27 protein-coding genes and 1 pseudogene are annotated in these 25,919 nt (G+C 66.7%); 18 read left to right on the forward strand and 10 right to left on the reverse strand.

What is annotated here, in order from left to right; translation table 11 throughout:
- Positions 1-46: 46 nt before the first annotated feature.
- The 8 genes from deoC (at position 47) to ACIN94_RS12885 (ending at position 7,755) form a co-directional block, all read left to right on the forward strand.
- Positions 47-964 (forward strand): deoxyribose-phosphate aldolase, encoded by a 918-nt coding sequence (gene deoC, locus ACIN94_RS12850; RefSeq protein ID WP_400704087.1) that lies wholly within the window; start codon positions 47-49, stop codon positions 962-964.
- Between the two features lie 11 nt (positions 965-975).
- The gene (locus ACIN94_RS12855) at positions 976-2,415 is read left to right on the forward strand and encodes an aldehyde dehydrogenase family protein (protein WP_400703973.1); all 1,440 of its coding nucleotides are present in this window, start codon (positions 976-978) and stop codon (positions 2,413-2,415) included.
- Between the two features lie 93 nt (positions 2,416-2,508).
- Positions 2,509-3,369 carry an aldehyde dehydrogenase family protein gene (locus ACIN94_RS12860; protein WP_400703976.1) on the forward strand — a complete coding sequence of 287 codons (861 nt, stop codon included), beginning with the start codon at positions 2,509-2,511 and terminating at the stop codon, positions 3,367-3,369.
- Between the two features lie 134 nt (positions 3,370-3,503).
- Positions 3,504-4,319 carry a polysaccharide deacetylase family protein gene (locus ACIN94_RS12865; protein WP_400703979.1) on the forward strand — a complete coding sequence of 272 codons (816 nt, stop codon included), beginning with the start codon at positions 3,504-3,506 and terminating at the stop codon, positions 4,317-4,319.
- A complete protein-coding gene (locus ACIN94_RS12870) occupies positions 4,316-4,714 on the forward strand; it encodes a cupin domain-containing protein (RefSeq protein ID WP_400703982.1) in 399 nt (132 codons plus the stop codon). The genes ACIN94_RS12865 and ACIN94_RS12870 overlap by 4 nt, the downstream gene beginning before the upstream one ends.
- Positions 4,711-5,637 (forward strand): hypothetical protein, encoded by a 927-nt coding sequence (locus tag ACIN94_RS12875; protein ID WP_400703985.1) that lies wholly within the window; start codon positions 4,711-4,713, stop codon positions 5,635-5,637. The genes ACIN94_RS12870 and ACIN94_RS12875 overlap by 4 nt, the downstream gene beginning before the upstream one ends.
- 275 nt (positions 5,638-5,912) lie before the next feature.
- A complete protein-coding gene (locus tag ACIN94_RS12880) occupies positions 5,913-7,067 on the forward strand; it encodes a methyltransferase (protein WP_400703988.1) in 1,155 nt (384 codons plus the stop codon).
- Positions 7,068-7,296: 229 nt separating this feature from the next.
- Positions 7,297-7,755 (forward strand): dihydrofolate reductase family protein, encoded by a 459-nt coding sequence (locus ACIN94_RS12885; protein WP_400703991.1) that lies wholly within the window; start codon positions 7,297-7,299, stop codon positions 7,753-7,755.
- On the opposite strand, the gene ACIN94_RS12890 is transcribed toward ACIN94_RS12885, so the two are convergent.
- The 3 genes from ACIN94_RS12890 to ACIN94_RS12900 form a co-directional block, all read right to left on the reverse strand.
- Complete coding sequence (locus tag ACIN94_RS12890) at positions 7,662-8,138, reverse strand: RDD family protein (RefSeq protein ID WP_400703994.1); 477 nt, start codon at positions 8,136-8,138, stop codon at positions 7,662-7,664. The genes ACIN94_RS12885 and ACIN94_RS12890 overlap by 94 nt on opposite strands.
- 189 nt (positions 8,139-8,327) lie before the next feature.
- Complete coding sequence (locus ACIN94_RS12895) at positions 8,328-9,047, reverse strand: transglutaminase domain-containing protein (RefSeq protein WP_400703997.1); 720 nt, start codon at positions 9,045-9,047, stop codon at positions 8,328-8,330.
- A gap of 209 nt (positions 9,048-9,256) precedes the next feature.
- Complete coding sequence (locus tag ACIN94_RS12900; protein ID WP_400704000.1) at positions 9,257-9,928, reverse strand: hypothetical protein; 672 nt, start codon at positions 9,926-9,928, stop codon at positions 9,257-9,259.
- 176 nt (positions 9,929-10,104) lie between these two features.
- Here ACIN94_RS12900 and ACIN94_RS12905 point away from each other — a divergent pair, with 176 nt between their 5' ends.
- From ACIN94_RS12905 to ACIN94_RS12915, 3 genes are all read left to right on the forward strand, one after another.
- Positions 10,105-11,316 (forward strand): HupE/UreJ family protein, encoded by a 1,212-nt coding sequence (locus tag ACIN94_RS12905; protein WP_400704003.1) that lies wholly within the window; start codon positions 10,105-10,107, stop codon positions 11,314-11,316.
- Positions 11,317-11,433: 117 nt separating this feature from the next.
- On the forward strand, positions 11,434-12,963 hold the full coding sequence (locus tag ACIN94_RS12910) for a fibronectin type III domain-containing protein (RefSeq protein ID WP_400704006.1): 1,530 nt from the start codon (positions 11,434-11,436) through the stop codon (positions 12,961-12,963).
- Positions 12,964-13,127: 164 nt separating this feature from the next.
- On the forward strand, positions 13,128-14,189 hold the full coding sequence (locus tag ACIN94_RS12915) for a WxL protein peptidoglycan domain-containing protein (RefSeq protein ID WP_400704009.1): 1,062 nt from the start codon (positions 13,128-13,130) through the stop codon (positions 14,187-14,189).
- 208 nt (positions 14,190-14,397) lie between these two features.
- Here ACIN94_RS12915 and ACIN94_RS12920 read toward each other — a convergent pair whose 3' ends face one another.
- Both ACIN94_RS12920 and ACIN94_RS12925 read right to left on the reverse strand, forming a co-directional pair.
- The gene (locus tag ACIN94_RS12920; protein ID WP_400704012.1) at positions 14,398-15,009 is read right to left on the reverse strand and encodes a hypothetical protein; all 612 of its coding nucleotides are present in this window, start codon (positions 15,007-15,009) and stop codon (positions 14,398-14,400) included.
- Complete coding sequence (locus ACIN94_RS12925; RefSeq protein ID WP_400704015.1) at positions 15,006-15,557, reverse strand: RNA polymerase sigma factor; 552 nt, start codon at positions 15,555-15,557, stop codon at positions 15,006-15,008. The genes ACIN94_RS12920 and ACIN94_RS12925 overlap by 4 nt, the downstream gene beginning before the upstream one ends.
- Positions 15,558-16,103: 546 nt before the next feature.
- Here ACIN94_RS12925 and ACIN94_RS12930 point away from each other — a divergent pair.
- Together ACIN94_RS12930 and ACIN94_RS12935 are read left to right on the forward strand one after the other, a co-directional pair.
- Positions 16,104-16,697 carry a hypothetical protein gene (locus ACIN94_RS12930; protein WP_400704018.1) on the forward strand — a complete coding sequence of 198 codons (594 nt, stop codon included), beginning with the start codon at positions 16,104-16,106 and terminating at the stop codon, positions 16,695-16,697.
- 146 nt (positions 16,698-16,843) lie between these two features.
- Complete coding sequence (locus tag ACIN94_RS12935; protein WP_400704020.1) at positions 16,844-18,355, forward strand: tyrosine-type recombinase/integrase; 1,512 nt, start codon at positions 16,844-16,846, stop codon at positions 18,353-18,355.
- On the opposite strand, the gene ACIN94_RS12940 is transcribed toward ACIN94_RS12935, so the two are convergent.
- A complete protein-coding gene (locus tag ACIN94_RS12940; protein ID WP_400704023.1) occupies positions 18,321-19,028 on the reverse strand; it encodes a hypothetical protein in 708 nt (235 codons plus the stop codon). The two genes, ACIN94_RS12935 and ACIN94_RS12940, sit on opposite strands and share 35 nt — an antisense overlap.
- Positions 19,029-19,488: 460 nt before the next feature.
- Here ACIN94_RS12940 and ACIN94_RS12945 point away from each other — a divergent pair, with 460 nt between their 5' ends.
- The 5 genes from ACIN94_RS12945 (at position 19,489) to cutA (ending at position 22,072) form a co-directional block, all read left to right on the forward strand.
- Positions 19,489-20,157, forward strand: a complete 669-nt coding sequence (locus ACIN94_RS12945; protein WP_400704026.1) for an RNA polymerase sigma factor — start codon at positions 19,489-19,491, stop codon at positions 20,155-20,157.
- On the forward strand, positions 20,147-20,488 hold the full coding sequence (locus tag ACIN94_RS12950) for a hypothetical protein (RefSeq protein ID WP_400704029.1): 342 nt from the start codon (positions 20,147-20,149) through the stop codon (positions 20,486-20,488). Before ACIN94_RS12945 ends, ACIN94_RS12950 begins: the two co-directional genes overlap by 11 nt.
- Positions 20,489-20,821: 333 nt before the next feature.
- Positions 20,822-21,109 (forward strand): ArsR/SmtB family transcription factor, encoded by a 288-nt coding sequence (locus ACIN94_RS12955; protein WP_400704032.1) that lies wholly within the window; start codon positions 20,822-20,824, stop codon positions 21,107-21,109.
- Positions 21,106-21,495, forward strand: coding sequence for a VOC family protein (locus tag ACIN94_RS12960; protein WP_400704035.1), 390 nt, complete (start codon positions 21,106-21,108; stop codon positions 21,493-21,495). The genes ACIN94_RS12955 and ACIN94_RS12960 overlap by 4 nt, the downstream gene beginning before the upstream one ends.
- A gap of 313 nt (positions 21,496-21,808) precedes the next feature.
- Positions 21,809-22,072 (forward strand): divalent-cation tolerance protein CutA, encoded by a 264-nt coding sequence (gene cutA / locus ACIN94_RS12965; RefSeq protein WP_400704038.1) that lies wholly within the window; start codon positions 21,809-21,811, stop codon positions 22,070-22,072.
- A 740-nt stretch (positions 22,073-22,812) separates the two neighbouring features.
- Here the strand turns inward: cutA and ACIN94_RS12970 are convergent.
- From ACIN94_RS12970 to ACIN94_RS12985, 4 genes and pseudogenes are all read right to left on the reverse strand, one after another.
- Positions 22,813-24,000 carry a hypothetical protein gene (locus ACIN94_RS12970; protein WP_400704041.1) on the reverse strand — a complete coding sequence of 396 codons (1,188 nt, stop codon included), beginning with the start codon at positions 23,998-24,000 and terminating at the stop codon, positions 22,813-22,815.
- Positions 23,997-24,497 (reverse strand): SigE family RNA polymerase sigma factor, encoded by a 501-nt coding sequence (locus tag ACIN94_RS12975; RefSeq protein WP_400704044.1) that lies wholly within the window; start codon positions 24,495-24,497, stop codon positions 23,997-23,999. Before ACIN94_RS12975 ends, ACIN94_RS12970 begins: the two co-directional genes overlap by 4 nt.
- Positions 24,498-24,580: 83 nt before the next feature.
- Positions 24,581-24,679: pseudogene (locus tag ACIN94_RS12980) on the reverse strand (IS5/IS1182 family transposase); the annotation flags it as partial.
- 229 nt (positions 24,680-24,908) lie between these two features.
- On the reverse strand, positions 24,909-25,433 hold the full coding sequence (locus ACIN94_RS12985; RefSeq protein WP_400704047.1) for a DUF6985 domain-containing protein: 525 nt from the start codon (positions 25,431-25,433) through the stop codon (positions 24,909-24,911).
- Positions 25,434-25,919: the final 486 nt, after the last annotated feature.

The following is a 25,919-nucleotide window of genomic DNA, read 5'->3' on the forward strand; positions in this document are numbered from 1 at the left end:
CACCGAAACGTCGGCCGGTCCACCGCGTGACAGCCGGCTCGATGAGATCACCGCTTCCGAGGCCTCACTCCGCCGTTTCCTGCACGGACTGCCCGGCGTGGATCAGGTGGGCGCGGAGGCACGCGCCGCCATGCTGGGCACCCGTTCGATCAAGACCACGGCCAAGGCCTGGGCGATCGATCTGGCGATCTCGATGATCGACCTGACGACGCTGGAGGGCCAGGACACCCCCGGCAAGGTCCGGGCGCTGTGCGCCAAGGCGATGCGGCCCGATCCGTCTGATCGCACCGTCCCGAGGGTCGCGGCCGTCTGCGTCTATCCCGACCTGTCGCCGGTCGCGGCCGAGGCGCTGCGCGGCAGCGGGGTACACGTCGCGAGCGTCGCCACCGCGTTCCCCAGCGGGCGGGCGAGTCTGCCGGTGAAACTGGCGGACACCAGGTACGCGGTGGCGGCGGGCGCCGGCGAGATCGACATGGTGATCGACCGCGGGGCCTTCCTGTCCGGCCGCTACCTCCAGGTGTTCGAGGAGATCGTGGCGGTCAAACAGGCCTGCGGCACGGCCCATCTGAAGGTGATCCTGGAGACCGGTGAGCTCGCGACGTACGACAACGTACGCCGGGCCTCATGGCTGGCGATGCTGGCCGGCGGAGACTTCATCAAGACCTCCACCGGGAAGGTCACTCCGGCGGCGACTCTCCCGGTGACGATGATCATGCTGGAGGCGGTGCGGGACTTCCGCGCGGCCACCGGCCGGCAGGTGGGCGTGAAACCGGCGGGCGGCATCCGTTCCACCAAGGACGCCATCAAGAATCTCGTGATCGTCAACGAGACCGCCGGCAGCGACTGGCTCACCCCGGAATGGTTCCGGATCGGGGCCTCCAGCCTGCTCAACGACCTGCTGATGCAGCGCACGAAGATCGCGACCGGTCGCTACTCGGGCCCCGACCACTTCACCCTGGACTGAGGCTGATCGTTATGCCGAGCACATTCGAATACGCCCCGGCGCCGGAGTCCCGGTCGATCGTTGACATCAAGTCCACGTACGGGCTTTTCATCGGCGGAGAGTTCGTCGACACGACCGGGGGGCGCACCTACAAGACGGTCAGCCCATCGACGGAGGAGGTGCTCGCCGAGGTCACCGAGGGCAGCACGGCCGACGTCGACCGGGCGGTGGCCGCGGCACGCGAGGCCTACGGACGCACGTGGTCGCGGCTCCCGGCAAGAGAGCGCGGCAAGTACCTTTACCGCATCGCACGCCTGATCCAGGAGCGGGCACGCGAGTTCGCGGTGCTTGAGTCGCTCGACAACGGCAAGCCGATCCGTGAGAGCCGCGACGTGGACGTCCCGTTGGCGGCGGCCTACTTCTTCTACTACGCCGGGTGGGCCGACAAGCTCGACCACGCCGGGTTCGGGCCGGGGCCACGGCCACTGGGGGTGGCCGGGCAGGTCATCCCGTGGAACTTCCCGCTGCTGATGCTGTCCTGGAAGATCGCTCCGGCGCTGGCATGCGGGAACACGGTGGTGCTCAAACCGGCCGAGACGACACCGCTGACCGCTCTGCTGTTCGCCGAGATCTGCCGGCAGGCCGACCTGCCATCCGGCGTGGTGAACATCGTGACCGGCGCCGGCGAGACCGGGCGCGCCCTGGTGAACCATCCAGACGTGAACAAGATCGCCTTCACCGGCTCGACCGAGGTCGGCAAGATGATCGCCCGCGCGGTGGCCGGTACGGGGAAGAAGGTCACCCTTGAACTCGGCGGCAAGGCGGCGAACATCGTCTTCGACGACGCCCCCATCGACCAGGCGGTCGAAGGAGTCGTCAACGGCATCTTCTTCAACCAGGGCCACGTCTGCTGCGCCGGTTCACGGCTGCTGGTCCAGGAGAGTGTCCACGACGAGGTGCTGACCGCTCTCAAGCGCCGTCTCGGCACGCTCCGCGTCGGAGACCCTCTGGACAAGAACACCGACGTGGGCGCGATCAACTCCGCGGAGCAGCTGGCACGCATCCGGTACCTGTCCGACGTCGGCGAGGCCGAGGGCGCTGAGCGCTGGTCTCCGCCGTGCGAGCTGCCGGACCGGGGTTTCTGGTTCCCACCGACGATCTTCACCGGTGTCAGCCAGGCCCACCGGATCGCCCGTGAGGAGATCTTCGGCCCGGTTCTGTCCGTGCTGACCTTCCGCACCCCGGATGAGGCCGTCGAGAAGGCCAACAACACCCCCTACGGCCTGTCCGCCGGGGTATGGACGGACAAGGGCTCGCGGATCTTGTGGATGACGAACCGGCTGCGGGCCGGTGTCGTGTGGGCCAACACGTTCAACCGCTTCGACCCGGCGTCGCCGTTCGGCGGCTACAAGGAGTCCGGTCATGGCCGCGAGGGCGGCCGCCACGGTCTGGAGGCCTACCTCGATGTCTGACATCCACCGTCGCCCGATCGTAAGGGAGACCGCGCATGTACCCGTCACGGTCTCCCGTACCGTCATCAGCCGGGAACGCCCTGGAGCGGTCCGATGAGCGAACGTCTCGCGATCCGTAAGACCTACAAGCTCTACATCGGCGGGTCGTTCCCGCGATCGGAGAGTGGTCGCACCTACGAGGTCACCGACGCCGAGGGCCGGTTCCTCGCCAACGCCGCGAAAGGCTCTCGCAAGGACGCCCGCGACGCCGTCGTAGCCGCACGCAAGGCCTTCCCTGGCTGGTCGGGTGCCACGGCCTACAACCGAGGCCAGGTCCTTTACCGTGTCGCCGAACTACTGGAGGGGCGTCGGGCGCAGTTCGTCGACGAGGTCGCCGCAGGTGAGGGAGGCGACCGGAGCAAGGCCGAGTCCTCGGTGTCCGAGGCCATCGACCGCTGGGTCTGGTACGCCGGGTGGTCGGAGAAGGTCACCCAGGTCCATGGCTCGGTCAACCCCGTCGCCGGACCCTACTTCGGCTTCTCGATCCCCGAACCCACCGGTGTCGTGGCCCTGCTCGCCCCCCAGGACTCCTCCCTGCTCGGGCTGGTCTCGGTCCTGGCCCCCGCCATCGTCACCGGCAACACCGCCGTGCTTCTGGCCAGCGAGAACTCACCCCTGCCGGCGATCACTCTGTCCGAGGTCCTCGCCACGTCCGACGTCCCCGCCGGCGTGGTCAACGTCCTCACCGGCCACACCGCCGAGGTGGCCCCCTGGCTCGCCTCGCACATGGACGTCAACGCCATCGACCTCGCCGGAGCCGGCGAGACCCTCGCTGTCGAACTGCAGACAGCGGCCGTCGACAACCTCAAGCGCGTCCTGTGCCCCCACCCCACCGACTGGGCCGCCGCCCCTGGTCTCGAGCGCATGCTCACCTGGCTTGAGACCAAGACCGTCTGGCACCCGATCGGCATCTGACCCTGCAAACCCACAGAGAGGTTCGGTGTATGACCATGGCCGGGACGCGGGGCCCTGAACGTGATCTCGTTGGCTACGCTCGCGATCTGCCCACCGGAGGCTGGCCTAGCGGGGCGCGCATCGCCGTGTCACTGGTGGTGAACTACGAAGAGGGATCTGAACGTTCGTTCGCCATGGGCGACGCCGATCAGGAGACGTCCACGGAGTGGAGTTCCTACTCACTGCCTGGCGAGGTGCGCAACCTCGCCATGGAGACGATGTACGAGTACGGCTCCCGGGTGGGCATCTGGCGCATCTTCGAGCTGCTTGAGAAGTACGGCGTGAAGGCGACGTTCTTCGCCTGCGCCGTCGCGGTGGAACAGGCTCCAGAGGTCGCCCGAGCCATCCTCTCCGGTGGTCACTGCGTCGTCAGTCACGGCTACCGCTGGGAGGAGACGTTCCGGCTGAGCCGTGACGAGGAGCGGGAACACATCCGCCTGGCCATGGCGTCGTTCGAGCGGACCCTCGGGTCGAGGCCGCGTGGCTGGTACTGCCGCTACGGACCGAGTGTCAACACGCGCGAGCTCGTCGTCGCCGAAGGCTTCACCTATGACTGCGACGCCTACAACGACGACCTGCCGTATTTCGTCGAAACCACGGGACGGCGGCACCTCGTCGTTCCCTACAGCCCGGATGTGAACGACTTCCGATTCTGGCAGTCACCGGGGATAGCCACCTCCGCACAGTTCTTCGAATACCTCAAGGACTCGTTCGACGTGCTCTACGCCGAAGGCGAGCGGCGTCCCCGCATGATGTCCATCGGCCTGCATCCCCGCATCATCGGCAGGCCTGGCCGTATCGGAGGACTGGAGCGATTCCTCGACTACACGCGCGGCTTCGCGGACGTCGCCTACTTGACCCGCGACGAGATCGCGGACCACTGGCTGGCCGAACACGGAGGGTCGAAGTGACCGGCGAACAGGGGCGGCCCGCTCCGACGACGCGCGTCGTCCACGCCTCTGAGGTACCCGCCGTTCCCCTCGGCGATGCCGGTACCCAGCGGGTGCTGCTCGGCGCGCCTCATGCGGACGGAAGTCCGCTGCTGATGGGGATCAGTCGAGTGCTCCCTGGACGTACGAGCGCGCTCATCGAGCACGACAGCGCGGAGATCGCGTACGTGCTGTCTGGAACCGGGTGGATGGTCACCGACACGTCCGAACACCCCTTCGAGCCAGGAGACGCGATCCTCATCGATGAAGGCTGCTGGCACGCGATACGAGCCGGCGAAGAGCCGGTCGAGATGGTCTACGTGTTTCCCAGCTCCGCGGCTCCCGCGACCCGTGCTCATCCGAAGGCGGTCCAGTGAACGACGTACTCCCCACGTGGTGGCCGGAGAAGACGGTCGCGTGCTACCAGGACCTGGTCTCCTACCGGCTGGTGGGTGCCAGCGCCTGCGCCGACCGGATCACCGAGGCCATGGCCCAGCTGGCTGTTGCCGCCCAAGCCAAAGGCCTTGAAGTCTTCGCTGAGGTCACTGCGGCGGGCCGGAGGTTCTGTGCGCTCAAGCCCGACACCGCACTGTACGTGAACGCGGTCGAACTGATGGCTGAAGCGAGCCGCGAAGGTCGTGCGGAGGATGTCATCGAACGAGCCGACTGGCTCGTGCGTCACCGACGTCGAGCCGGGACGCAGGTGGTGGAGCACGCGGTCTCGCTGCTGGAGGGAGCGGAGACTCTCCTCGTCCACGACTACAGCAGCATGGTGATTCGAATCATCGCCGAGCTGGGCAGCAGACGGGCGCGCCGGGTCGTGGTGACGACCGGTGAGCCCCTCGGCCAAGGAGAGAGAGTCGCAGAACTTGTCGCCGCGTCGGGGCACAGCGTGGTATACATCCCCGACATGTCTGCCGCGCGAGTGATCGGCGGCGTCGACGCCTTCGTCACCGGCGTCGAGTCTTTCTATGCCGACGGCTCCATGGCCAACACCGTGGGAACGGTGATGCTCGGCTTGCTCTGCCGTGAGAACGACGTGTCAGTGATAGCTCCCGCTGAGTGCCTGAAATACGACCGTCAGAGAACTTCCGTGAAGGACGCGGACCTCACAGCGCGTCTCCTGCATCCGTGGCCGAGCGGTGAACGTGCTCAGAGAAGCGGATGGCGCGTCGAAGATCACGTCCTGGATGCCGTACCCGGCGAGCTGGTCTCGGCCTACGTCACCGAGGCGGGAGTGCGCGACGCCGCCGAGATCGGCCAGACAGCTCGCAGTGCGGTAGCGCGGCTCACACTCTGAATTCGCCTCCCAGAGGCGGACCAGGCGCAGCGGATGGCCTCCACCAGCAGCCAGGTGGCCCACACGGAGGATCGGGCCGCCACACGAGGAACGTTGTCCAGGATGATCCGGGCCGCCGCGACTCGCCGCAGTCCATCGGTGCCCGTCCCTGCGCAGGAGCGGGCACCGAATCACGTCGGCCCCGCTCAGCCCACCTCTGGCTCCGCCCACCCGGTCGGCCCCGGCAAGGCGGGGATTTGGCCGGCACATCGCGCGACTCGTTAGTCTGAGGCGTGATGAACCGTTTGACGACGTCGAGAGGTGAGCTCGATCTCACCCGTTTCCCCGAGGATCCCCGGGACCCGCTCCGCGCCTGGGACGCCGCCGACGAGTACCTGCTGCGGCACCTCGACGGAATCGACGGCGGACCGACAGACCTTTCGGGCACCGTGGTCGTGCTGGGCGACCGGTGGGGCGCTCTGGTCACCGCGCTCGCCGATCACCGTCCCGTGCAGATCACCGACTCCTTCCTCGGCCAGGAGGGGACCCGGGCGAACCTGAGGCGCAACGGGGTCGCCGCGGACACGGTACGGCTCCGTACGACCAGGGACACGCCACCGGACCGGATCGACGTGCTGCTGATCCGGGTGCCCAAGAGCCTCGCGCTCCTTGAGGACCAGCTGCACCGCCTCGCACCCCACGTGCACGCGGGTACCGTGGTCGTCGGCGCGGGGATGGTCACCGAGATCCACACCTCGACGCTGAAGCTGTTCGAACGGATCCTCGGGCCGACCAGGACGTCGCTGGCGGCGAAGAAGGCACGGCTCATCTTCTGCTCACCGAATCCTCAGCTCTCCCGGAGCGCCAACCCCTGGCCGCGGAGCTACGCGCTGCCCACCGGCGTCGGAGCGGTCTCGGGCCTGACCGTCACCAACCACGCGGGCATCTTCTGCGCCGACCGCCTCGACATCGGCACTCGCTTCTTCCTGCAGAACCTGCCGCCGTTCCGTGGCCGCGAGCACGTCGTGGACCTGGGCTGTGGCAACGGGGTGGTCGGGCTTGCCGCGGCACTGGCCGACAGCGAAGCCAAGGTGACGTTCATCGACGAGTCGTACCAGGCACTGGCTTCGGCGGAGGCCACATTCCGGGCGAACGTGGATGCGGGCACCATGGCAGAGTTCATGGCGGCCGACGGCATGTCGGGTGTACCGGCGGGGACGGTGGACCTGGTGCTGAACAACCCGCCGTTCCACACGCACCGCGCGACGACCGACGCGACGGCCTGGCGGATGTTCAACGGGTCACGCGCCGCACTACGCCGCGGCGGCGAGCTGTGGGTGGTAGGCAACCGGCACCTCGGCTACCACGCGAAGCTGCGCCGGCTCTTCGGCAACTGCGAGGTCGCCGCGAGCGACCCGAAGTTCGTCGTCCTGCGAGCCGTCAAACGCTGACCGCACACCGGCGACCGCCACCGGACCGCCGGCCCGGTTGGAAGACCACGGCGATGATCGCCCGGGGCGTACCGGCCTCACAGAGACATCGCCTCTCGTCTCGTTGATCTCAACGGACAGTGCGGCAACTGCTGAGAACAGCGTCAGGCTGACCTGAGGATCCGCCAGAGGCTCCGCGACTCCCCCGGAGAAACAGCAGGGCCATCCCCCCTCTCCGGTTGACTGCATCGTGCTGGGCCGCAAGCTCGCCGAGGGGTTCATCCCGACCTGGGCGGCCCAGCCGGCAGGCGAACCCCAGGAGGCCATCGACAAGATGAACAACACGCACAAAGTCGTGATCTCCAACACCCTCACCGAGTCACCCTGGGAGAACACCGTCGTCGCCGGCGGCGACCTCACCGAGACCGTGAACAAGCTCAAGGACCAGCCGGGCGGGGACATGATCGCCTACGGCGGCGGCACGCTCGTATCGGACCTGATCGCCAAGGGTCTGCTCGACGAACTCCACCTGTTCGTCAACCCGACCGCGATCGGCGCCGGAATGCCCGTGTTCGCCAACTCCGGCGCCCACCAGCGGCTCCGCCTCGTCACCGCTCACCCGTCGGAAATCACGTCATGTAGGCATTGGCGCTTCGCGCCTACGAACATCCACAGCGCGTCGACCAGATTGATCAGCGCCCCGGAATAAGGCGTTAACGCCAGGGCCGGGTAGACAAGAGCGCGGATTCCCGCATGGCGGAGGCTCGGTGGTTCTCCGGTCTTTCTGGAAACCACCTTCAAGCGGCAGAGCCGCTTGCCGAGCGTCTGACCCCACAGTGCGTGCTGTAGCCAGAAGTAGACGGCGAGGAGGATGGTGACCGCTACTTCGATCGGCCAATCGGGATTTCCTGCGTACGGGTTGAGATAATTGATGAGGGTTGATTCATTAGACATCTCGAGACCCTCAAAAGGTAGCGGATAGACCAGCGAGACCGCTATATGGAAGATCAGGTTGTCGATAAGGAAGGCCACGAAACGGTGACGTCTCGCGGCGATAATCTGTGTTTTTAGGGCTTGGGGGGCGGCTGTCACGCGAGTCAGTTTGCCGGATGACCTTGACGCGCGAAACCAGGGTGGCGGGAGATTTGAGGGCGGTTCGGCATGGACCGGCTGTGAACTGCAACCTGGCCAATCGTCGTAGTCCTCGAACGCCCAATAGGCCCAGTACTCCCAAACTACGGCGAGGGGCCGAGTGGAACGGCTCCCAGCCCATGACGGAACTCAGGCTGCCCAACGGCTCATGACAAGGTCAGCGGTAATCCGGGCGGGCAGGCACAAGGTTTGACCATGCGCCCCGAACAGGGCGTCGCGGGAGTCGAAATAACCCAGATCGGTCAGCACATAACCCGACAGGTCGCATGACGAGCAGGTGACGCCGCCCCAGTCCACGGCGGTGCGGGCGACCGCGTCGAAGAGCGTCTCGCCAGCAGTGTTGGTGAACCGGCCTCCCGCCCGTAAAGTGTCCAGGCCGCCGAAAAGCTCGGAGACGGCCACCCAGTGACCGTCAAGCAGGAACTCCGGCCAGGCGAGTACCACCTGTTGGGGGATCAACGCCCGGAGCCGCGGAAAGCGCGGATACCAGAAGCGGCCGTCCACCAGTAATCCCTTAACTCGGCTGGCGATCCCACACGCCCGCGCCACGGCCTCCAAAAGCGCCAACCGCTGGCTGCACGATCCGCGCTCCAGGACAATCGTCCTGGAAACAGGCTGCTTTTCGTTCATGGCGTACACCGGGCGCACCCTTGCGGCGATGAGCCGGTGGGCACTGATCAGGTCATCCCGGCCCTTCCCAACACTGTTCTTCTGGACTTCGGCCACCAATCCCAGTACCCGGGGATGCTCCCAGTCGAGAATAGGCGTGGCAGCCAGTCCACCCTCGACCGTTGCCGGGTGGGAGGCGGCGGCACGCCGACACCATGATGGTGAAAGCACCGACTTCATTCCATGATTTTATCTGCGGCCCGTAATTCGCCGAATGAGGGCTGGTGAGAGCGGGATGGCAGAGTGCACTGGCTCTGCCAGAGAACATGAAGTACCTCACCCTCACCGTCGATGACCCGTCCGTCCTGACAGCCGTCCACGACCAGGGCCGAAGCGTTCTCGGATCATGAGATGGCGGACGACGGAAGGGCCTGACCTGGGAGTCGAGCCTAGTCGAGCCAGATCACGATGCCGGTTAAGCCGTTGAGCACGGCCGCGGCACCGGCCCGGACGGCGCGCCCGGCGCGCTCGGGGGTGAAGGTGGCGGGATCGTACGTCGAGGACATGCCGAGACCCTCACCGCGGAACGACGCACCGGCCCAGTCGGCGGCGGTGACGTTCGCCGTGGGCTCGGCCAGCTCGGCGCCGACCACGAGGAACTGCTGGTCGAGGTGGTTGGCGCTGACCAGGGCCAGGGGGTCGATGAGGTCGTTGCCGGCGCTGATGATGAGGTCGGGCGCCAGGTCCATCGCCGTGCTGATGCGCGGAATGAACTGGTCCGGCTCCGTGGCCGTGAGGGTCTTGAGGCTGACGCGCTCCTCCTCGGCCCAGTCCGTGACGGCGCTCACCAGCGTTTTGGTCTGGGGGTCGTCCCCCGCGGTGAGCAGCACCACGCGGTAGCCCTCCGACGGACGGACCCCGTTCCAGGAGCCGGGTCGCGGCGTGATCGTCGCCTCCGGGGCGGGCGATGCGGCCGGGAAGAACCCCGGACCGGGGGTGCCGACAGCGGTGGGCTTCGCGTGCGGCCGGGACCAGTCGTCGCCGGAGCCGCATCCGCTGACCAGTAGGGCGGTCGCGACTGCCGCGGCCAGTGTGCTGGCAGGCAGAAGTCGAGAGCGCATAGAGATCGTCCTCCGGGGGTGGCGGGAAGTGCGCCTACTTCCTACCTCATTGTTCGCGGCCTTCGGTGCGGGGGCCGCCTCCGCCGGGCTTGGTTTCCTCGCCGGTTCAACCGCGAGATGCCGTTCGTTCATCTGAGTCGAGCAGATTTCGTACACCAAACCCGAAAAGGAGTCATATGTCCCCCGCCGCGCGGCGTCGTGCCTGTGCCGTCATCGCCGCCGCAGCCGTGGCCGTCCTGCTCAGTGCCCTGCCCGCTCTCGCCCACGGGTTCACCTCGACGGTTTACGCCAACCTCACCTCGCCCGAGACCGGGCACGTCCGCACCGAGCTCCAGCTGGAGTACGACCTGCTCGTCGTCTCCGCCGCCGACAACGAGAAGGACGATCCGCTCTTCCGAGCGGGCACCGCGGCGTTCGAGGCCGGTGACACGGCGCAGCAGGCCGCCGCGCTCGACGCCCACGCCGACTCGGTCATCGCGTACGTGACCAAGCGCTTCGGCGTCACGGCCGGGAGCGAGGCGTGCACCCCGGCCCGGGACGGCGACTTCACGATCGGGCGACGCGAGGGTGTCCCGTACGCGCTGCTGACCCTCGACTACCGGTGCCCGGAGTCCGCCGAAGCGCACGAGGTGCGCAGCGGGCTGTTCCCGGGCTCCGAGGGCTTTGTACGCGACAGCAAGACGATCGTCACCTACGACCTCGACCTGAGGTCCGGAAGCACCGCCCTCGACGCTCAGCATCGGTCGTTCTCCACGCAACAGTCCTGGCTCGAGCGGTTCTGGCAGTTCTTCCGGCTCGGAGCCGAGCACCTGCTCAGCGGGCTCGACCACATCCTGTTCCTGCTGGCACTCATCGCGGGATCACGCCGCCTGCGCGAGATCGTGCTGACGGCGACGACCTTCACGCTGGCCCACTCGGTGACCTTCATCCTCGCCGCTCTCGGCCTCGTGCAGGCGCCCGAGTCGTTCGTCGAGCCGGTCATCGCCCTCTCGATCGCGGTCGTGGCGGGCTGGCATCTGTGGCGGATCTGGCGACGCCGATCGCACGCCACAGATCTCGAGACGGTCGGTCACGGTCACCTCAGCCTGGACCGCGCGGGCTGGACGCGGCTCGCGGTGGTCTTCTGCTTCGGCCTCGTGCACGGTCTCGGCTTCGCCGCCGCACTGGGGATCGACCAGGCCTGGTCGTGGACGCTTCTGTGGTCGCTGCTCGTCTTCAACGTGGGCATCGAGGTCGTCCAGCTGGCGATCATCATCGTCGTCTTCCCGCTGCTCGCCCTGCTGCGCCACCGCCAGCCGGCCGCGGGGCTGTGGGCGACAGGGGCGATCGCAGCGGGTGTGTCCGTGATGGGCCTGGTGTGGTTCGTGGAACGAGTTCTCGAAATCTGAGATCACGCCACAACTTCTGGCAAGCGCAACAGTCCACCCACCCCACGTTCACCTCCAAGACACCGCTCTCCGGAATCTTGACAAACATCCCCAATACCCCCAAATGGATGGAAACCAATGAAGCTCAACAAGGGGACACAGAGCCCAGGGCATGTTCTGCGCCGGGTGGCCATGAGCGCCACCGCGGCGGCCATCGGTGTCACGGCAGTGTTCGGCAGCGGCCTGGTGACCACGGCCCACGCTGACAGCCTGAAGCTCACCGGCATCGTCCTCGGCGTGGGCGCCAACGAAACGCAGCGGGTCGTGTCGTGGTACTCCTCGGCCGGCACCGCGCAGGTGATCCAGGTCGCGCCGACCGCCAAGCTCGTCAAGGGTGAGTTCCCCGCAAGCGCCGTCACCTTCTCGGCCACGGTCGCCGCCAACAGCGTCAACGGCGGCTACAACGGTCACGCCACGATCGACGGCCTGAAGCAGAACACCTCCTACTCCTACCGTGTGGGTGCCGAGGATGCCTGGTCCCCGACGTACTCCTTCACGACCCAGGACTTCAACGGCAACAACCTCGACTTCCTGTTCTTCGGCGACCCGCAGATCGGCTCGTCCGGCAACGTGGCGAAGGACGGCGCCGGGTGGGAGGACACCCTGAACGTCGCCCTCGCCGCCAACCCGAAGGCCGAGCTGCTGGTCTCGGGCGGTGACCAGGTCGAGACCGCCAACACCGAGACGCAGTGGGACGCGTTCCTCGCGTCCGACAAGCTGCGCCAGTACCCGTGGGCCGCCACCATCGGTAACCACGACGTCGGCGGCAGGGCGTACGAGCAGCACTTCTGGACGCCGAACACCGACCGCTCCGCGCCGTACTACAACGGCAGCGCGGCGACCCGGTCGGGCGGTGACTACTGGTTCAAGTACAAGAACGTGCTGTTCATCGACATCAACAGCAACGCCTACACCAACGGCTCCGACGCCGCGCACATCGACTACATCACCAATGTCGTCAAGGAGCACGGCGCCGACGCCAAGCACACGGTGCTCATCTACCACCACGCGATCTACTCGCCGGCCGCCCACGCGAACGACAACGACAACAAGCAGCGTCGTCAGGACTTCCCGACCGCCTTCTCGAAGCTCGGCGTCGACCTGGTCCTGCAGGGTCACGACCACGCCTACTCCCGCAGCTACGTGATCAAGAACGGTCAGAAGGCGAACCAGGACGAGCAGCCCGGTGCCGACTCGGTGGTCAAGGGTCCGGGCGGCGTCATCTATGTGACGGCGAACTCCGCGTCGGGTTCGAAGTACTACGACCTCACCGCTCCCGACGTGACCAAGGACCCGAACTTCGGTCCCGACCCGCTGAACCCCAAGAGCCACTGGGCCAACTCGGTCGAGAACCAGGAGCACGTCCGCACCTACGTGAGGATCCAGGTGCGCGGCAACAAGCTCGTCGTCGAGAACATCCGCAGCAGCACCTGCGCTGCCCCCAACGCCGCGGTGGAGCTGGGCCAGGTGAAGTGGTGCGGCCCGAACAACGGCGCCACCACCGCTCCGGCGGTCGGCTCCGCCGTCGACAAGGTTGTGATCCACACGCAGGACAACAAGGGCAACGAGAACAAGTCGGCCGCAGCTGAGTCCGACTGGCTTCAGTAGACGACAGAGGGTGGTGCCGGGACCCTCACGCTCACCGCGCTGAGCTGATCCGGCCCACTCAACCTGGTGGGGTGGGCACCGTCGGGTGCCCACCCCACCACACGCCTTCCACCCGCCGCGTGTCTTCCATCCCGCCGCTCCCAGAACTGCCCGAGGACCATCAGATGCACCCGCCCAGACCGCGTACGGCCGCAGCAGCCGGATCCCTCGCCCAGGCCACCGTCGTGGTGCTGCTCGCCGCGCTCGGTTTCCTCGGAGTGGGGACGGGACCTGCTGCGGCGGCGGACGGCGAGGTTTCCTGGGCGGTCACGACGGCCTCCAACGACTTCGGGTCCGGCCGGCAGAACTACAGCTACGCCCTCGACCCGGGCGGGCAGCTCCAGGATGGTCTCGTGGTCGTCAACCACGGCACGACGCCGCTCCACCTGGCCGTGTACGCCGCCGACGGGTTCACCACCAAGCAGGGCCGGCTCGACCTGGTCGCCAAGGACGCGAAGTCGACCAAGGTGGGTGCGTGGGTCCGCACGGACCGGTCCGACGTGACGGTCCCGCCCGGCAAGTCGGTCGAGGTGCCGTTCACGGTCGCTCTTCCGGACAGCGCCGCGCCCGGCGAATACATGGGCGGCATCGTCACCTCGTTGACGCAGGCCGGCGGAGCGGACGGGATCGATGGGGACCGGCGTCTCGGCATCCGGATCCTTCTGCGCGTAGGTGGAGAGCTCAAGCCGAGCCTGTCGGTAGAGGACCTGCGCGTGCGCTACTCGGGCACGCCCAATCCCTTTGGGAAGGGTGACGCCACCGTCACGTACACGATCCACAACACGGGCAACGCCATCCTCACTGCTCGGCAAGCGGTGTCCATATCCGGCCCCCTCGGGCGCCTGGGCGTCCACGCGGGGCAGATCGACGACTCGCCTCAGCTGCTCCCGGGCGACACCTGGAAGGTCTCCGTGCCGGTACACGGAGTGGCTCCCGCGCTGAGACTGACGGGGATGGTCACCCTCGTCCCGCTACTCACCGACGTGTCGGGCTCGGTCGCCCCGCTCGCCAATATTGAGAGCACCACACAAACCTGGACCATCCCCTGGGCACTGCTGCTTTTCCTCATCGTCCTTTGCGTGCTCGTCGTCGCGGCTCTGGCTTCCCGGCGCCGCCGTCAGACCAAGCTCCGCGTCCAGGAGGCCGTCGAACAGCCGCTTCGCGAGCGGGAGACCTCTGACCATTGACGCGATCCCCGGCCTGAAGGACTCTGCCGGCAGTTTCAGTGAACGACATTATTGATCATGATTCAGATGGGACCGCGCCCTCAATGACGACCGTTGACAGGAGAGAAAGATGGCGGGGTCCCGCCCGATCAAGCTGATCGAACGGAACCCCAGCTAGATCACCTTCGGGTGATCTCACCTTGACGGGCGGATCCGCTCTCCACGAAGATCAACTTTCTGCGGAGGGCCGGCCGGGACCGTCGACGTCGTTCCAGATCGGGTCGTCGACGACGACGCAGGGCTTGACCTGGCCGTTGACCACATATGCGGAGAACGTCCACTCCACCCCCGGCTTCTTCGGCCCAGAGGTCCGGTCCTTGTTCTCACTGAACGTCATCACCAAGGTCTGCCCCTTCCCGACGTACCGGGGATCGATCTCCAACCCCGTGAGACGCAGGCGAGCGGCCTTGTCGGACGCGGAGTCCTTCCACTCCTCCGGGGAGCCGCCCCCGACGATCTCGCCCCTGTTCCCCTTGCACGACTTGCCGGGCTTGAGATAGGTGATGTCCGCGAACACCCCCATCCTTTTCAGATCCTGTTCCAGCTTGTCGGCGTCCCTGAACTCATTGAGCTTGACGTTGATCGTGCCGTCGGCGTTCTTGGTCACCGCGTACGCGGACTGCTCCGACCCGGTCAGCAGCGGCACCGCGATTGCCGCCGCCGCGGCCAGCCCGGCCACCGCCGCCCCCGTGAACAGGCGGCGACCGGTGCGACGACGTCGTTCGGCGCGCGCGGTGATTTCAGCTTTCAGTTCCATCAGTATCCGCTCCTCGAAACTCATCCCGGTGTTCCTTCCATGACGAGGGGCAGTCCCTGCAGCGTGCGGCGAGCGCGGTGCAACCGCACCTTGGCGGTCCCCGGCCGGATGCCGAGGACCGTCGCCGCTTCGGTGACCGTGAGCTGGTCGATGACGACCAGTTCCAGTACGGCGCGCTCCCCCTCGGGCAGGTCGGCCATGGCCTTGAAGGCCCGCCTGGCGGGCCGCTCCGCATCAATGCGCTCTTCGAGCCTGGCAACGTCGTCGGTGTCCAACGGCCGTCGCCCGCTCACCCGGCTCGTCAGCCGCGACTCCTTGAACGCCCGGCGCCGCTCGGTCGAGAGCGTGTTGCGTGCCACGCCGTACAGCCACGCGATCTCGGTCCCCAGCCCGGCCCGGTAGGTGTGGGCGGAGTCAAGCACCGCCATGAACACCTCTGCCACCAGGTCGGCGACCGTGTGCGGGTCGTCGACGCGCCGAGCGAGGAAGCGGGTGACCGCGTCGACGTGCCGCCGGTAGAAGGCTTCGAACGCCACGTGATCTGTGGCGATCTCCGCCTGTTTGCGACGCACCGGCATGCTCCCTTCGTCGATTAACACCCCTGCTTGGTCAGAACCGCCTAAAGGGTTACAAGAGGGCGGTGGCTCCCCGTTCCTCCGGCTCGATCGAAGAGGGCGCGGCACACGGAGCAATTGTCAATACCTGTGGATCGGTGGTGAGCGTTATTACGCCTCGAGGTCCTGGTGGCCCTTTGGGGTGAGAGTCGTTTGATTTCGGTGATCAGCCGAGGGATATCTTGGTGGGCGTCCGCGATGAACTGGGCGTTCTCATCCCAGCGTCCGTCGGCTCAGCGAGCTGCGACACACCGACAGGTTGGTTCCTTACGGCTTCTTCTTGGTGTGCCTTCCCGACCGATGCGCCAACATCGGCCTGCTTGAGAACCTCATCTCAGGTCCGGGAAGGTACACCCCTTCCTCGCAGACCCACAGGTTTCAAGCATTGCTCTCGGCCTCTCCCTGCGGAAGGGAGAATCACTTAGAGTGCCCGACATGATCATTAATCGTTCACTTTTCGCCGCCGGTCTCTTATGTGGGGTGCTCATCACACCGACTCCCGGTTTGGCTGAGAGCTCTCCCGAGCCACCGTCTCTGGATCAACTCAGAGCAGCCCTACTTCTGCCGGAGGACCTCGGCGAGGGCTTCACGCGCAGCGCGATCCGGAACAGGGATCCCCTGTATTCCTCGGTCACCCGCTCGAAGGCGTGCACCAGGGCGGTCAAGGGGATCGCCCCGCTTTATCGAGCCAAGGCCGCGACCTGGCTGAAGAAGGAAGACAAGTGGGAGGGGGTGAGCGAGTACATCGTGAGCGGCACTCGCGGCAAGATCTCCGCCCTGGAGCGGGCGGCCAAGGTCATGGTTCGCGACTGCGGCCACGTCACGGTCACCACGGACGCCACCAAAGACACGGTCCGCAAGCTGTCGGTGGGCAGGCTCGGTGATGGTGTCTATGGGATCAAGCTCCGCAGCGGGTTCCCGGACAGGAACCTGGACAAGGAGTCGATGATTGCGATCGACATCATGATTATCAGGGTGCGGAACACCATGATCGTGCTGGAACACGATGGCCACGTGGGCCAGTTCGATCCCGCGCTCACCAGGTCCGCCGCCGAGGCGGCCACGACGCGGCTCCAGGAAGCTCTGGAGAATTCGTAGGAATCGTTTTGGGGACCATCTCGGACACTCACTCTGACGCCCCCGACCGAAATCCCCATGATCCGGCGACGGTATTCATCGTTGGCGCTCTGCGCGCCGCCGTCCTGGACTAGCTGTGACGTGGCTGCCTGGGTATTCCGGAGCAGATGGTGGCATTCCGGCGCTACCCCTGTCGCAGTCGGGTCGCCGGCGCCAATGTAAAGCACTCGTATGGCTGCGTAACGGTTGGGGCCAGTGGTCGGAGCGACCTTTGCAGCGGCGCGGCTCAGTGCGGCGGGTTCGTTGGGTACGGCGGGCGGGCGGCCCGCGACGCTGGGCCGTACGGCGGCGCCGCCTTGATCGGTGACTGTCCATGCTCCCCGGTCACATCGCGGACTCGACCTTGGACGACTACGAGGACACGGTACGGCTCCACCTCAAGCCGGGGCTCGGGCGGCACAAGCTCACCGCGCTTCATCCTCCTGGCGCCCGTCTTCGGCCTCCGCCGTGGTGAGGCGCTCGGGTTGATGTGGGACGGCTTCGACCCGGAAGCCCGGACCCCGCGCGTGACGCACGCGGTGAAGCGGCTCAAGAACCGCACTCCCGACGCCGAGCGGAAGACCCGGCTCGTGATCTCCGAGCTCAAGACCAGGAAGTCACGCCGTACGCTCTGCCTGACTCCCGAACTGGTCGACGCGCTCAAGCGACACCGGGCCACGCACAACACCGAACGACCGCAGGCGGGTGAGGCCTGGACCGAGCACGGGCTGATCTTCCCCACCGCCTTCGGCCACCCCTCGGACCCCGACACTTTCTCGCATCTGTTCTCCAGGCTGGCGCAGAAGGCCGGCCTCGGCCACTGGCACCCGCACGAGCTACGGCACTCGGGCGCCTCGCTCCTGCTCGCCCACGGTACGCCGCTGCACGTCGTCTCCGACATCCTCGGGCATGCGAGCATCGCGATCACGAAGGACGTCTACAGCCACCTGCTGGCCGGCGAGCAGGCGTCGGTGCAGCTCTTCGCCGATACCGCCTACGACACCGGTGAGGCCCGGTGCAGCCTGCACCAGGCCGGACACCGGCTGGTGATCAAGCCCGCCCCGCTGCGACCGGCCATCCCCGGCGGGTTCACCCTGGACGACTTCGCCATCGACACCACTGCCGACACCGTGACCTGCCCCGCGGCATACACCGTCGCGTTGTCACCTGCGAGCGGGCAGCATCATCAGCGCAAGGCCTTCTTCGGCGATCGGTGCGTCTGCTGCCCGCTACACAAGCGATGCACCACGGCCAAGACCGGCCGCATCCTGACCATCCGTCCGCACCACGACCTGATGGCCGCCGCCCGCCGTCGGGCCGTCACCGATGCGGTCTGGCGAGCCGACTACCGCCGCTGGCGGCCACCCGTCGAACGTGACGTCGCCTGGATCGTGGCGCGTGGCAATCGCAGGCTGCGCTACATCGGTGCCATAAAGAACGACGCCTGGCTCCACACCCGCGCCGCCGCTCTCAACCTCCGCCGGTTGATCAGCCTCGGCCTGACCCGCACCAACGGCACCTGGGTGATCGTCCCTTCCAGCGCACAGCGAAGGGGCATCCCAGTCCCGAGACGCCCCTCCACCAGAAAGATTTTCAGCGGCCTTCCTAGGCGCAGAACTCGTCGGGGAACTGGGCGATGATGCCCTGGGAGAGGGTGTCGGACAGCATCATCATGTGATCGAAGGCCTTGTCGTAGTCCTTGATCGCCTCCGCGTAGCCGCCCTTCAGGAGGTCGACGGCGTAGACGGTGGTCTGGTCGATGTGCGCCTTCATCATCGGCTCTGTGGCTGATGTCGGCCAGTTCTCCGGGTTGGCTGCGGAGAGGAAGTCGGCGATCTCCTTGGCGTTGGCGTACCAGTCGGCTAGGGCCTTGTTCAGCGCGGCCTTGTCGCCGGCTTGTGCGGCCTTGAGTACCGGCACGGCCTGCTTGATGTGCGTGGTCAGCAGGTCGGCCAGCTCGTCCCCGGCAGCCTTGCCGTAGTACGGGACGGCCGCGGCGCCGATGTCCTTCTGGTTCTGCAGGAGCCGGTCGAGGGTCGGCTGCAGGGCCTTCTGGTTGTGGAAGTACGCATCGACCGTCGCGTAGGTCCACTGCATGTGGTCCATCCACAACTCGCGCATCGTGGTGTAGAGCGCGATCTCCTTCTGGAGGTTCGAATCGTGCGGAGTGTGGCCGGCGACCGTGCTCGCCGCCGGCGCCGCGGCGGCCTCCGAGGAGCCGCCGGCAGCGTATCCGGTGAGCAAGGTTCCCACGATGGCCAGGCCCGCCATGACGGACGCGATACGGTGGCTCCGTCGCTGTGCTCCGGTCATCTCTGCTTCCTTTCGCAAGCGCACGCCGCAGGCGGCGACGCGTCGAGGTCGGTGCCCGGGCGGCCGGGCCCGTCCATCGGTGACGCGGATGGTCATGGACAGTGGGTGTTCCGGAGCAGGGGCGCCCTTACCGTCAGCGGCGATCTGATCGGGGGACTTCTTCCTCGGGCGGTCTCGGTAAGGCGGGCGGCCGGGACGTCGACCCAATGAACGTGATGACTGAGCCGTTCACCCTGCCACGATCGCCACAGCGCGATTCGTCCCGTTCCCCAGCACTCCGGGAGTGGCAGGCGAACGTCCTGGCCCGGGTGGGCTTCGACGCCGTCCTGGCGACTAAACTCGCGGGATATGACGATCTGGACTTCCACGCGTTGTTGACGTTGGTCGACCGAGGGTGTCCGCCGGAGCTCGCCGCACGGATCCTTGCACCCTGGTGCCCGGGCGGGTGACGATGACGTCCGTGACCACATCGAGCGAGCAAGCACGGCGGAGCACGCGAGCACCACGGTGCGAGGATGCGGGCGAGCAGGAGTGGATCGACGCGTTGCGGGCACGCGGCGCGGGCCATGACGACGCCGTCCGGAGGCTGTGGCAGGCGGTCGGGCAGGCGGCACGTCACCAGGTACACCGGATGCCCCAGGTGTGGGTCGAGCTCGGTGGGGTCCGGGCCGAGGAGATCATCGAATCGGCCACTGACGAGGCGACGGTAGCGGTGCTCGCTCGTCTGGACCGGTTCGAGGGCCGGAGCAGGTTCACGACCTGGGTGTACAAGTTCGGGATCTTTCACGCCGCGGCCGAGGCCCGACGGGCACTGTGGCGTGATCGCCCGGTTGACCTTGAGGATCAACCGGAACCGGCCAGTAACGATCCCATGACTCCCGAGGCCTGTATGGAGGCACAGGACTTCTCCGCGGCGGTGGCGGTCGCGATGCGGACGGTACTGACACCCCATCAACGACGAGTAGCGCGCGCTCTCATCATCGACGAGGTGCCGATCGACGTGCTGGCCCAGCGCCTCGCAACGAACCGCAATGCGCTGTACAAGACTCTGCACGACGCACGGGTCAAGCTCCGAGCCGAACTGCGCCACCGCGGCTTCCTGCCCGACTCTCGCGTGGATGAGAGATGACGAGATGAACACACCGGACAAGCCGTTGACAGCCGCACAGGCCGAGAGCCTCACCGCTACCAGCGAGCCGTGGCTGTCCTGCGATGACTGCTTCGACCACATAGACAGCTGTGTCGATGCGCTGATCCATGACGGTCGCGGGCTCGACGAACCGATGCGGGTGCACCTCGCCAGATGCCCCGCATGCTACGAGGAAGCCGAAACCTTGATCAGCCTGGCGGCCGCCGGCCAAGGCATGAGTTCCGGACAGGGACTCAACGCGTTCCGCATCGGTCTTGGCCTTCCCGTCAGGGCACAAACGGAGCGGAGGACGGGTCAGTCTTCGGTGTAACTGATTTTTGCAGGTTCTACTTGCGGGCGTTGGACAGACGGCCCTCGAAGGATCACGCGATGGCCGTCCTCATTTCACGGCGCCACGCCCATTAGCTGGGGAAACTCGTACACCACCTCCCTGGGCGCGGCCCAGTCCGCCTGGAACAGCATGGAACGGCGATGAGCTGCAGCCCGGATCATCGCCCGCGCGGACACGCACATCCCCTCGCCTGCTCCTCCCGTCTACAGGCCGATGGTGACGAGTATGCCCTTGGCGATCATCCCGGAGCCGGAGCGCCCCCGCCGGAGGCTGGATTGACAGGCAAGTGACAGCTTGCCTATCCTCGCCCGCATGGGCGATGTCTTCAAGGCCCTCGCCGACCCCACCCGGCGAACCATCCTCGACGAGCTGACCGAGCGCGACGGCCAGACCCTGTTCGAGATCTGTGTCCGCCTGACGAGTCGACATCAGCTGAGCCTGACCCGGCAGGCCGTATCCCAGCATCTGGCGGTGCTGGAGGAGGCCGGGCTGATCATGACGCGCAAGCAGGGGCGGTACAAATTCCACCACCTCGACACCACTCCCCTGGCCGCCATCTTCGAGCGGTGGCCGGTCATCAGGAAAGGACAGGCACCGTGAAGATCTACGTCACCAGCGTGTTCGTGGACGACCAGCAGAAGGCCCTCGACTTCTACACCGAGGTGCTCGGCTTCACCAAGAAGCACGACATCCCGCTGGGCGAGGCCCGGTGGCTGACGGTCGTCTCACCGGAGGACCCCGAGGGCACAGAGCTGCTGCTGGAGCCGGACGGGCACCCCGCGGTCAAGCCGTACAAGGAGGCGCTGGTTGCCGACGGCATTCCGGCCGCCTCGTTCCAGGTCGCGGACGTGCAGGCGGAGTACGAGCGGCTGCGCGGGCTGGGGGTGACGTTCACACAGGAGCCGATGGAGGCAGGGCCGGTGACCATGGCGGTCTTCGACGACACCTGCGGGAACCTGATCCAGATCGTGACCCCGGCCTCGTAGTACTTTGTCATGATCGGGCGAGGTTGGCGGAAAGTTGCGCGCGGTCGGGCGGTGGCGTGGCCCACGGCCGGCGGGTGCGGCGGGGTGCGGTGCGGCGGGCGGCCCTGAGCCCCGCCGCCGTTCGGGACCGGCGCCCACGCCGCACGCCCGGACGGCGGGCGGGTGGAGGGCCGTGCGGCGGCGCGGAGCGCCGTCCTTGATACCTACAACAACAATTCGGCAGTCTGGCGGCATGCTTCAAAATGCTTCGGATTGCTTCGAGGTCCGTGTCACTGCCAGCAGCCGCGCGGAGGCCGACCGGATTTGTTCGGCAGTGGTCGGGGGACGGCTGGCCGCTGATGCGCAGATCGTTGCCCCGATCGAGTCCACCTACTGGTGGGCGGGTGAGATCCGGCGCTCTGAGGAGTGGTTGTTGCTGATGAAGACCACCGTGGACCGCTTCGAGGAGCTCGCCCGGCGTGTGCGGGAGCTGCACTCCTATGAGGTGCCGCAGATCATCGCGGTTCCCTTGGTGGCCGGCACCGCTGACTACCTGGAGTGGATCAGACGGGAGACGACCCCAAGCCCCGGCGAGTAGAGGCGATGTCGCCGAATAGCTCTCTCGCCGTCCGGTCTGACTTGGATGCAAGGGCCTTCTCCACCTTGGCGAGGTTGCTGGAGCCCCCAGGTCGATTCGCTGCGCTGGGCTACTTCCGGAGCGCGGCGGGCGTAGGCGGTTCCTCCGGCAACGCCGCCTGTCTGAAGCTGGGCCTGGGCGATGCCGGCGTAGATGACGGCCACCCTCTTGTGGTCGGCTTCCAAGGGCTCTCCTTCGCCGGGAGGGTCCTTGTCCATGTCCAGGCTCCTGTTCTCCTGGCCACGCGGCGAGGGTCTCGATGCCGATCACCCTGCCGTTCTTGTCGAGGTCGAAGTTCACCAGCGCCTCGTCCACCGTGACCGTCTCCCCCCCGAAGAGATCGGGCCACGCAGATAGACGTAGGTGCCCTCGACTTCCGGATCGTAGGTCCACATGCCTGGATGCTCCTCCAGAGCCACCGAGCCTCCTCCTGCTGTTAGCAAAGGTGTTAGCAAGATCGCGAAATCATCCCGGCAAGCGAAAGGCCCCTGACGGCGTAATGCCTGTTCAGGGGCCTTCTTCACTGCGAGCCGACGAGGGGAATCGAACCCCTGACCTTCTGTTTACAAGCCAAGGGCAGCATGCACGTCACACGGCTCATGTGCTGGTCAGGCGGTGGATGCGGGTCGATGACGTGTGATCGGGTGAGACGGGGCTGCTGTACGGGGCTGCTGTACACCACTTCGCTGGACGTGACCGGGCTACCGGATCTTGGCCAGATCGATCATGTAAAGGTCGTCCCCGAGCGTGTAGCTGAGGAGCCTGCCGGTCGGATCCTCGGACGGCAGGCTTATGAAAGAGCCCTCCCCCCGAATGCCCAGATAGCCCGATTCGCCGGTGTTCAGGTCGTACAGTCCCACGCCCTCGGGATTCCTGTCGCCGTACGTCGAGAAGTAGAAGCGATCCTGGGTCGGGGTCCTGTTGGCCACGATGGCGGGCACCATCTTCTGCGAGGAGCCGTCCCGATGCCGGAAGAAGGTCTGGAGTTCCGAGGTACTGCCCAGGCAGATGGTCACGCCGCAGAATTGGATCACCTCGCCGGGGTGGGTGACGGCAGTTCTGGTCTCACCGGTCTCCACGTTCAGGATCCGGGCGAACTGGGTGCCGTGGGGCTCGCCTCCCCGCCCCGGCGTGCCGATCCACGGCCAGGCCAGCAGATGCATCCCGATGCCTCCCTCGACCGGTTCCACCGTGCCGCCCTCCAGGGGGACGGCGAAGACCCCGCCCGTGTAGAGCGAGAAAATAATCTTGCCGTTGGCCACGGTGAGCGAGTCGATCCCGCTGCCGTCCCCCTCCTTGATGCTCTGGTCGGCGACGAGCTTTGCCGTCCCACCGTCCACCGGCACGGCCCAAAGGTGTGCGATGCGATCCTTCGTCGCGGTCCACCACACCACGTGTCCGTCGCCCACGGCGAAACCGTTGGCGAAACCCGACGTGCCCTCGGGCGACGGCAGGTCGGCGATCTTGCGTCGCGAGTTGTCGTCGAGATCGTAGGCGTAGACGGCGGTCGGCTGGTCGAATCCCGCCGGAGCCGTCACGAGCAGCGTACGGTCGTCGATGAACGTCTCCGGTCGCCACGACGCCCCGTCGGGCCCCTTCGCCGGGACCTTCCGCACCGCCTCCGGCCAGACCTTCTCCACGCGCTCGGCCGGCGTCGCGGAGCGCGTCTCCGAAGCGGTCACGGCCGTCATGGTGTCGCCGCCGGGCATCACGGCGACGGCCCCGCCCGCGACCAGCACGACCGCCGCGGCGGCCAGCGCCATCCGGGCCCGCTGCCTCCTGCGCCGGTGGATCCGCTCGAGCCGCTCAGATAGCAAGGCGGGCAACCGGGGCGCCTGCCCGGCGGCCTGGCCGAACGTCCTGCGGAGAGTCTCCTCAACCTCGGTCATCGTACGTTCCCCCTGGTCATCGGCTTAGTCGGGACGGCGCTGCGGAGTTTGTCGAGCGCGCGGGCGGCCTGGCTGCGTACCGTGCCGCGCGAGATCCCGAGCACGGCGGCGATCTCGGCGTCGTCAAGTTGCTCGTAATAGCGCAGCACCAGCACCGCGCGCTGCTTGCGCGGCAGGCCGGCCAGCGCCTGCCACATTCTTCGCTCGTCGCCGCTGGGCAGCGGGTCGTGGTGCTCGCGCTCCGGCAGGTCCCAGGCGAGCTGCTCGCGCCTGCGTAACCGCCAGATGGCGATGTGCAGCCTGGCCATCGTGGTACGCGCGTAACTCTCCGGGTTTTCCTTCGAGTGCAATCGATGCCAGGCGCCGCGCAGCTTCAGCAACGCCTCCTGGACCAGGTCTGCCGCGTCATGCGGATTACCGGCCAGCATGTAGCCGTAGCGCAGCAGCGCGTCGCCGCGCTCGGCGACGAACTCCGCGAAACGGGGATCAGCTTCCAACAGCCCTTGCCTTTCGTCGTTCCCTCACCTCTGAGAGGAGCCAGGGGCGGAAACTGTTGCATGACGGGGTCCCCGTGAGGGCAGCAGCGGAGTTTGATCAGGAGCCTCCAGGAATTCAGCGTCGCGATGGTGCGCTCGCCGAGGGCTCGGACGCGGGCATGGGGACGATTGACGGCCTTTCGCGGGTTCGAACCCACGAGACCGGTCACCCGGCCTAGCGGTTTTCAAGAGAGCTACGGTGCCGACGCCAGGACCCTTCTAACCTGCGGTTCAGTCTCCGAAGGAACACCGCTCAGGAAGATCATCCCGCGCATATCCCGCGCGGACCAAGCCCAAGCGTACGCGCGCGTGAGTCGGCAACTGTCGCTGGCCGATGCCCGCGTCGCCACGCCACCGTGTTCCCGCCGGCCACTACCTGAACTGGTGGTAGACAACGCCCTCTAGGTCAGCGCGGGCATATGCCGTCGCGTTGGTGAGGTGGCCGTCAAACGGACCGACCTTTGTCACGGTTCGTCCATCCCGGAACACAATCTGCAGACCGTGCTCCGGTTCCCAATCGCATTCGCACTCCAGCGACACGTACACCCGCCGGTCACCGTAGTTGTCGCGCGAGATCGTCGCCTCACCGCCGAAGTGGATGTGCTTCCACACGTCGTCGGGGCCGATGATCGACACAACCTCCTCGTCGGCGGCAATGTCGGACTTGACGTCCTGGTAGTACTCAAAAATCGCTGGCCCCGCAGCCTTCAGAACGGGCTCGTCGAGGGCCAGGAAGGTGCTGATGGCTGCATCGAAGTCAGCTTTCGCGGGATCGTCGTCGTACCCGTCCACGAGGATGTGACAGGTCGCGTTTCCCAGAACCGGAACGAGAAGCGCTGCGCTGCAGTACAAGCCATCGCTGTCCTCGGTCACGGACCCGAGGCCGGGGATCTCCATGAGAGGCACCCTACGTGCCACACCGTCGCCCGGGCGGAGGCACGGCCCGCACCGTGGCACGGGTGTTCCCGACGTCAGGCGCCAAGAGTCTGCGCTGGTCGGGACAGATGGGCTCCGGGACCTTCTGCGTTCGCGGGCCGGTCTCATCCGGTAGCCGCCTCGCGATCCCCGATCCGACCTGGGAGAACGCGCCAAGATCCATCCCGCGTATATCCCGTGGACGGTGACACACCCGCTCAGGACGGTTCCGGCTGCGCGGGCCGGAAAAGCAAAGGGGCCCCGTGTGGGGCCTTTGAGCTGCTGTAACAGCGGGTGGCAGGTGGATGGGGTTCGAACCACCGTAGGCTGAGCCGACGGTTTTACAGGACGTGACCGTTCTCAGTGATCCACGGTCTCCGACCTGCGGCGGCGCCTCCCTCCGCGTCGGCGACGACCTTGATCATTGCACGCATATTGCACGCCTCCCCTACGCCCGCCACAACGGCC

This window comes from Streptosporangium sp. NPDC087985, from assembly GCF_044741965.1.
Lineage (GTDB): Bacteria > Actinomycetota > Actinomycetes > Streptosporangiales > Streptosporangiaceae > Streptosporangium.

Coding starts and splice junctions, on each gene's coding strand:
- ACIN94_RS12935 (WP_400704020.1), top strand. CDS start 16,844: ATGGTGGCATTCCGGCGCTACCCCTGTCGCAGTCGGGTCGCCGGCGCC.
- ACIN94_RS12970 (WP_400704041.1), bottom strand. CDS start 24,000: ATGACCGAGGTTGAGGAGACTCTCCGCAGGACGTTCGGCCAGGCCGCC.
- ACIN94_RS12905 (WP_400704003.1), top strand. CDS start 10,105: ATGTCCCCCGCCGCGCGGCGTCGTGCCTGTGCCGTCATCGCCGCCGCA.
- ACIN94_RS12860 (WP_400703976.1), top strand. CDS start 2,509: ATGAGCGAACGTCTCGCGATCCGTAAGACCTACAAGCTCTACATCGGC.
- ACIN94_RS12955 (WP_400704032.1), top strand. CDS start 20,822: ATGGGCGATGTCTTCAAGGCCCTCGCCGACCCCACCCGGCGAACCATC.
- ACIN94_RS12910 (WP_400704006.1), top strand. CDS start 11,434: ATGAAGCTCAACAAGGGGACACAGAGCCCAGGGCATGTTCTGCGCCGG.
- ACIN94_RS12950 (WP_400704029.1), top strand. CDS start 20,147: ATGAGAGATGACGAGATGAACACACCGGACAAGCCGTTGACAGCCGCA.
- ACIN94_RS12855 (WP_400703973.1), top strand. CDS start 976: ATGCCGAGCACATTCGAATACGCCCCGGCGCCGGAGTCCCGGTCGATC.
- ACIN94_RS12920 (WP_400704012.1), bottom strand. CDS start 15,009: ATGAGTTTCGAGGAGCGGATACTGATGGAACTGAAAGCTGAAATCACC.
- ACIN94_RS12880 (WP_400703988.1), top strand. CDS start 5,913: ATGAACCGTTTGACGACGTCGAGAGGTGAGCTCGATCTCACCCGTTTC.
- ACIN94_RS12985 (WP_400704047.1), bottom strand. CDS start 25,433: ATGGAGATCCCCGGCCTCGGGTCCGTGACCGAGGACAGCGATGGCTTG.
- ACIN94_RS12915 (WP_400704009.1), top strand. CDS start 13,128: ATGCACCCGCCCAGACCGCGTACGGCCGCAGCAGCCGGATCCCTCGCC.
- ACIN94_RS12895 (WP_400703997.1), bottom strand. CDS start 9,047: ATGAAGTCGGTGCTTTCACCATCATGGTGTCGGCGTGCCGCCGCCTCC.
- ACIN94_RS12900 (WP_400704000.1), bottom strand. CDS start 9,928: ATGCGCTCTCGACTTCTGCCTGCCAGCACACTGGCCGCGGCAGTCGCG.
- ACIN94_RS12940 (WP_400704023.1), bottom strand. CDS start 19,028: ATGACCGGAGCACAGCGACGGAGCCACCGTATCGCGTCCGTCATGGCG.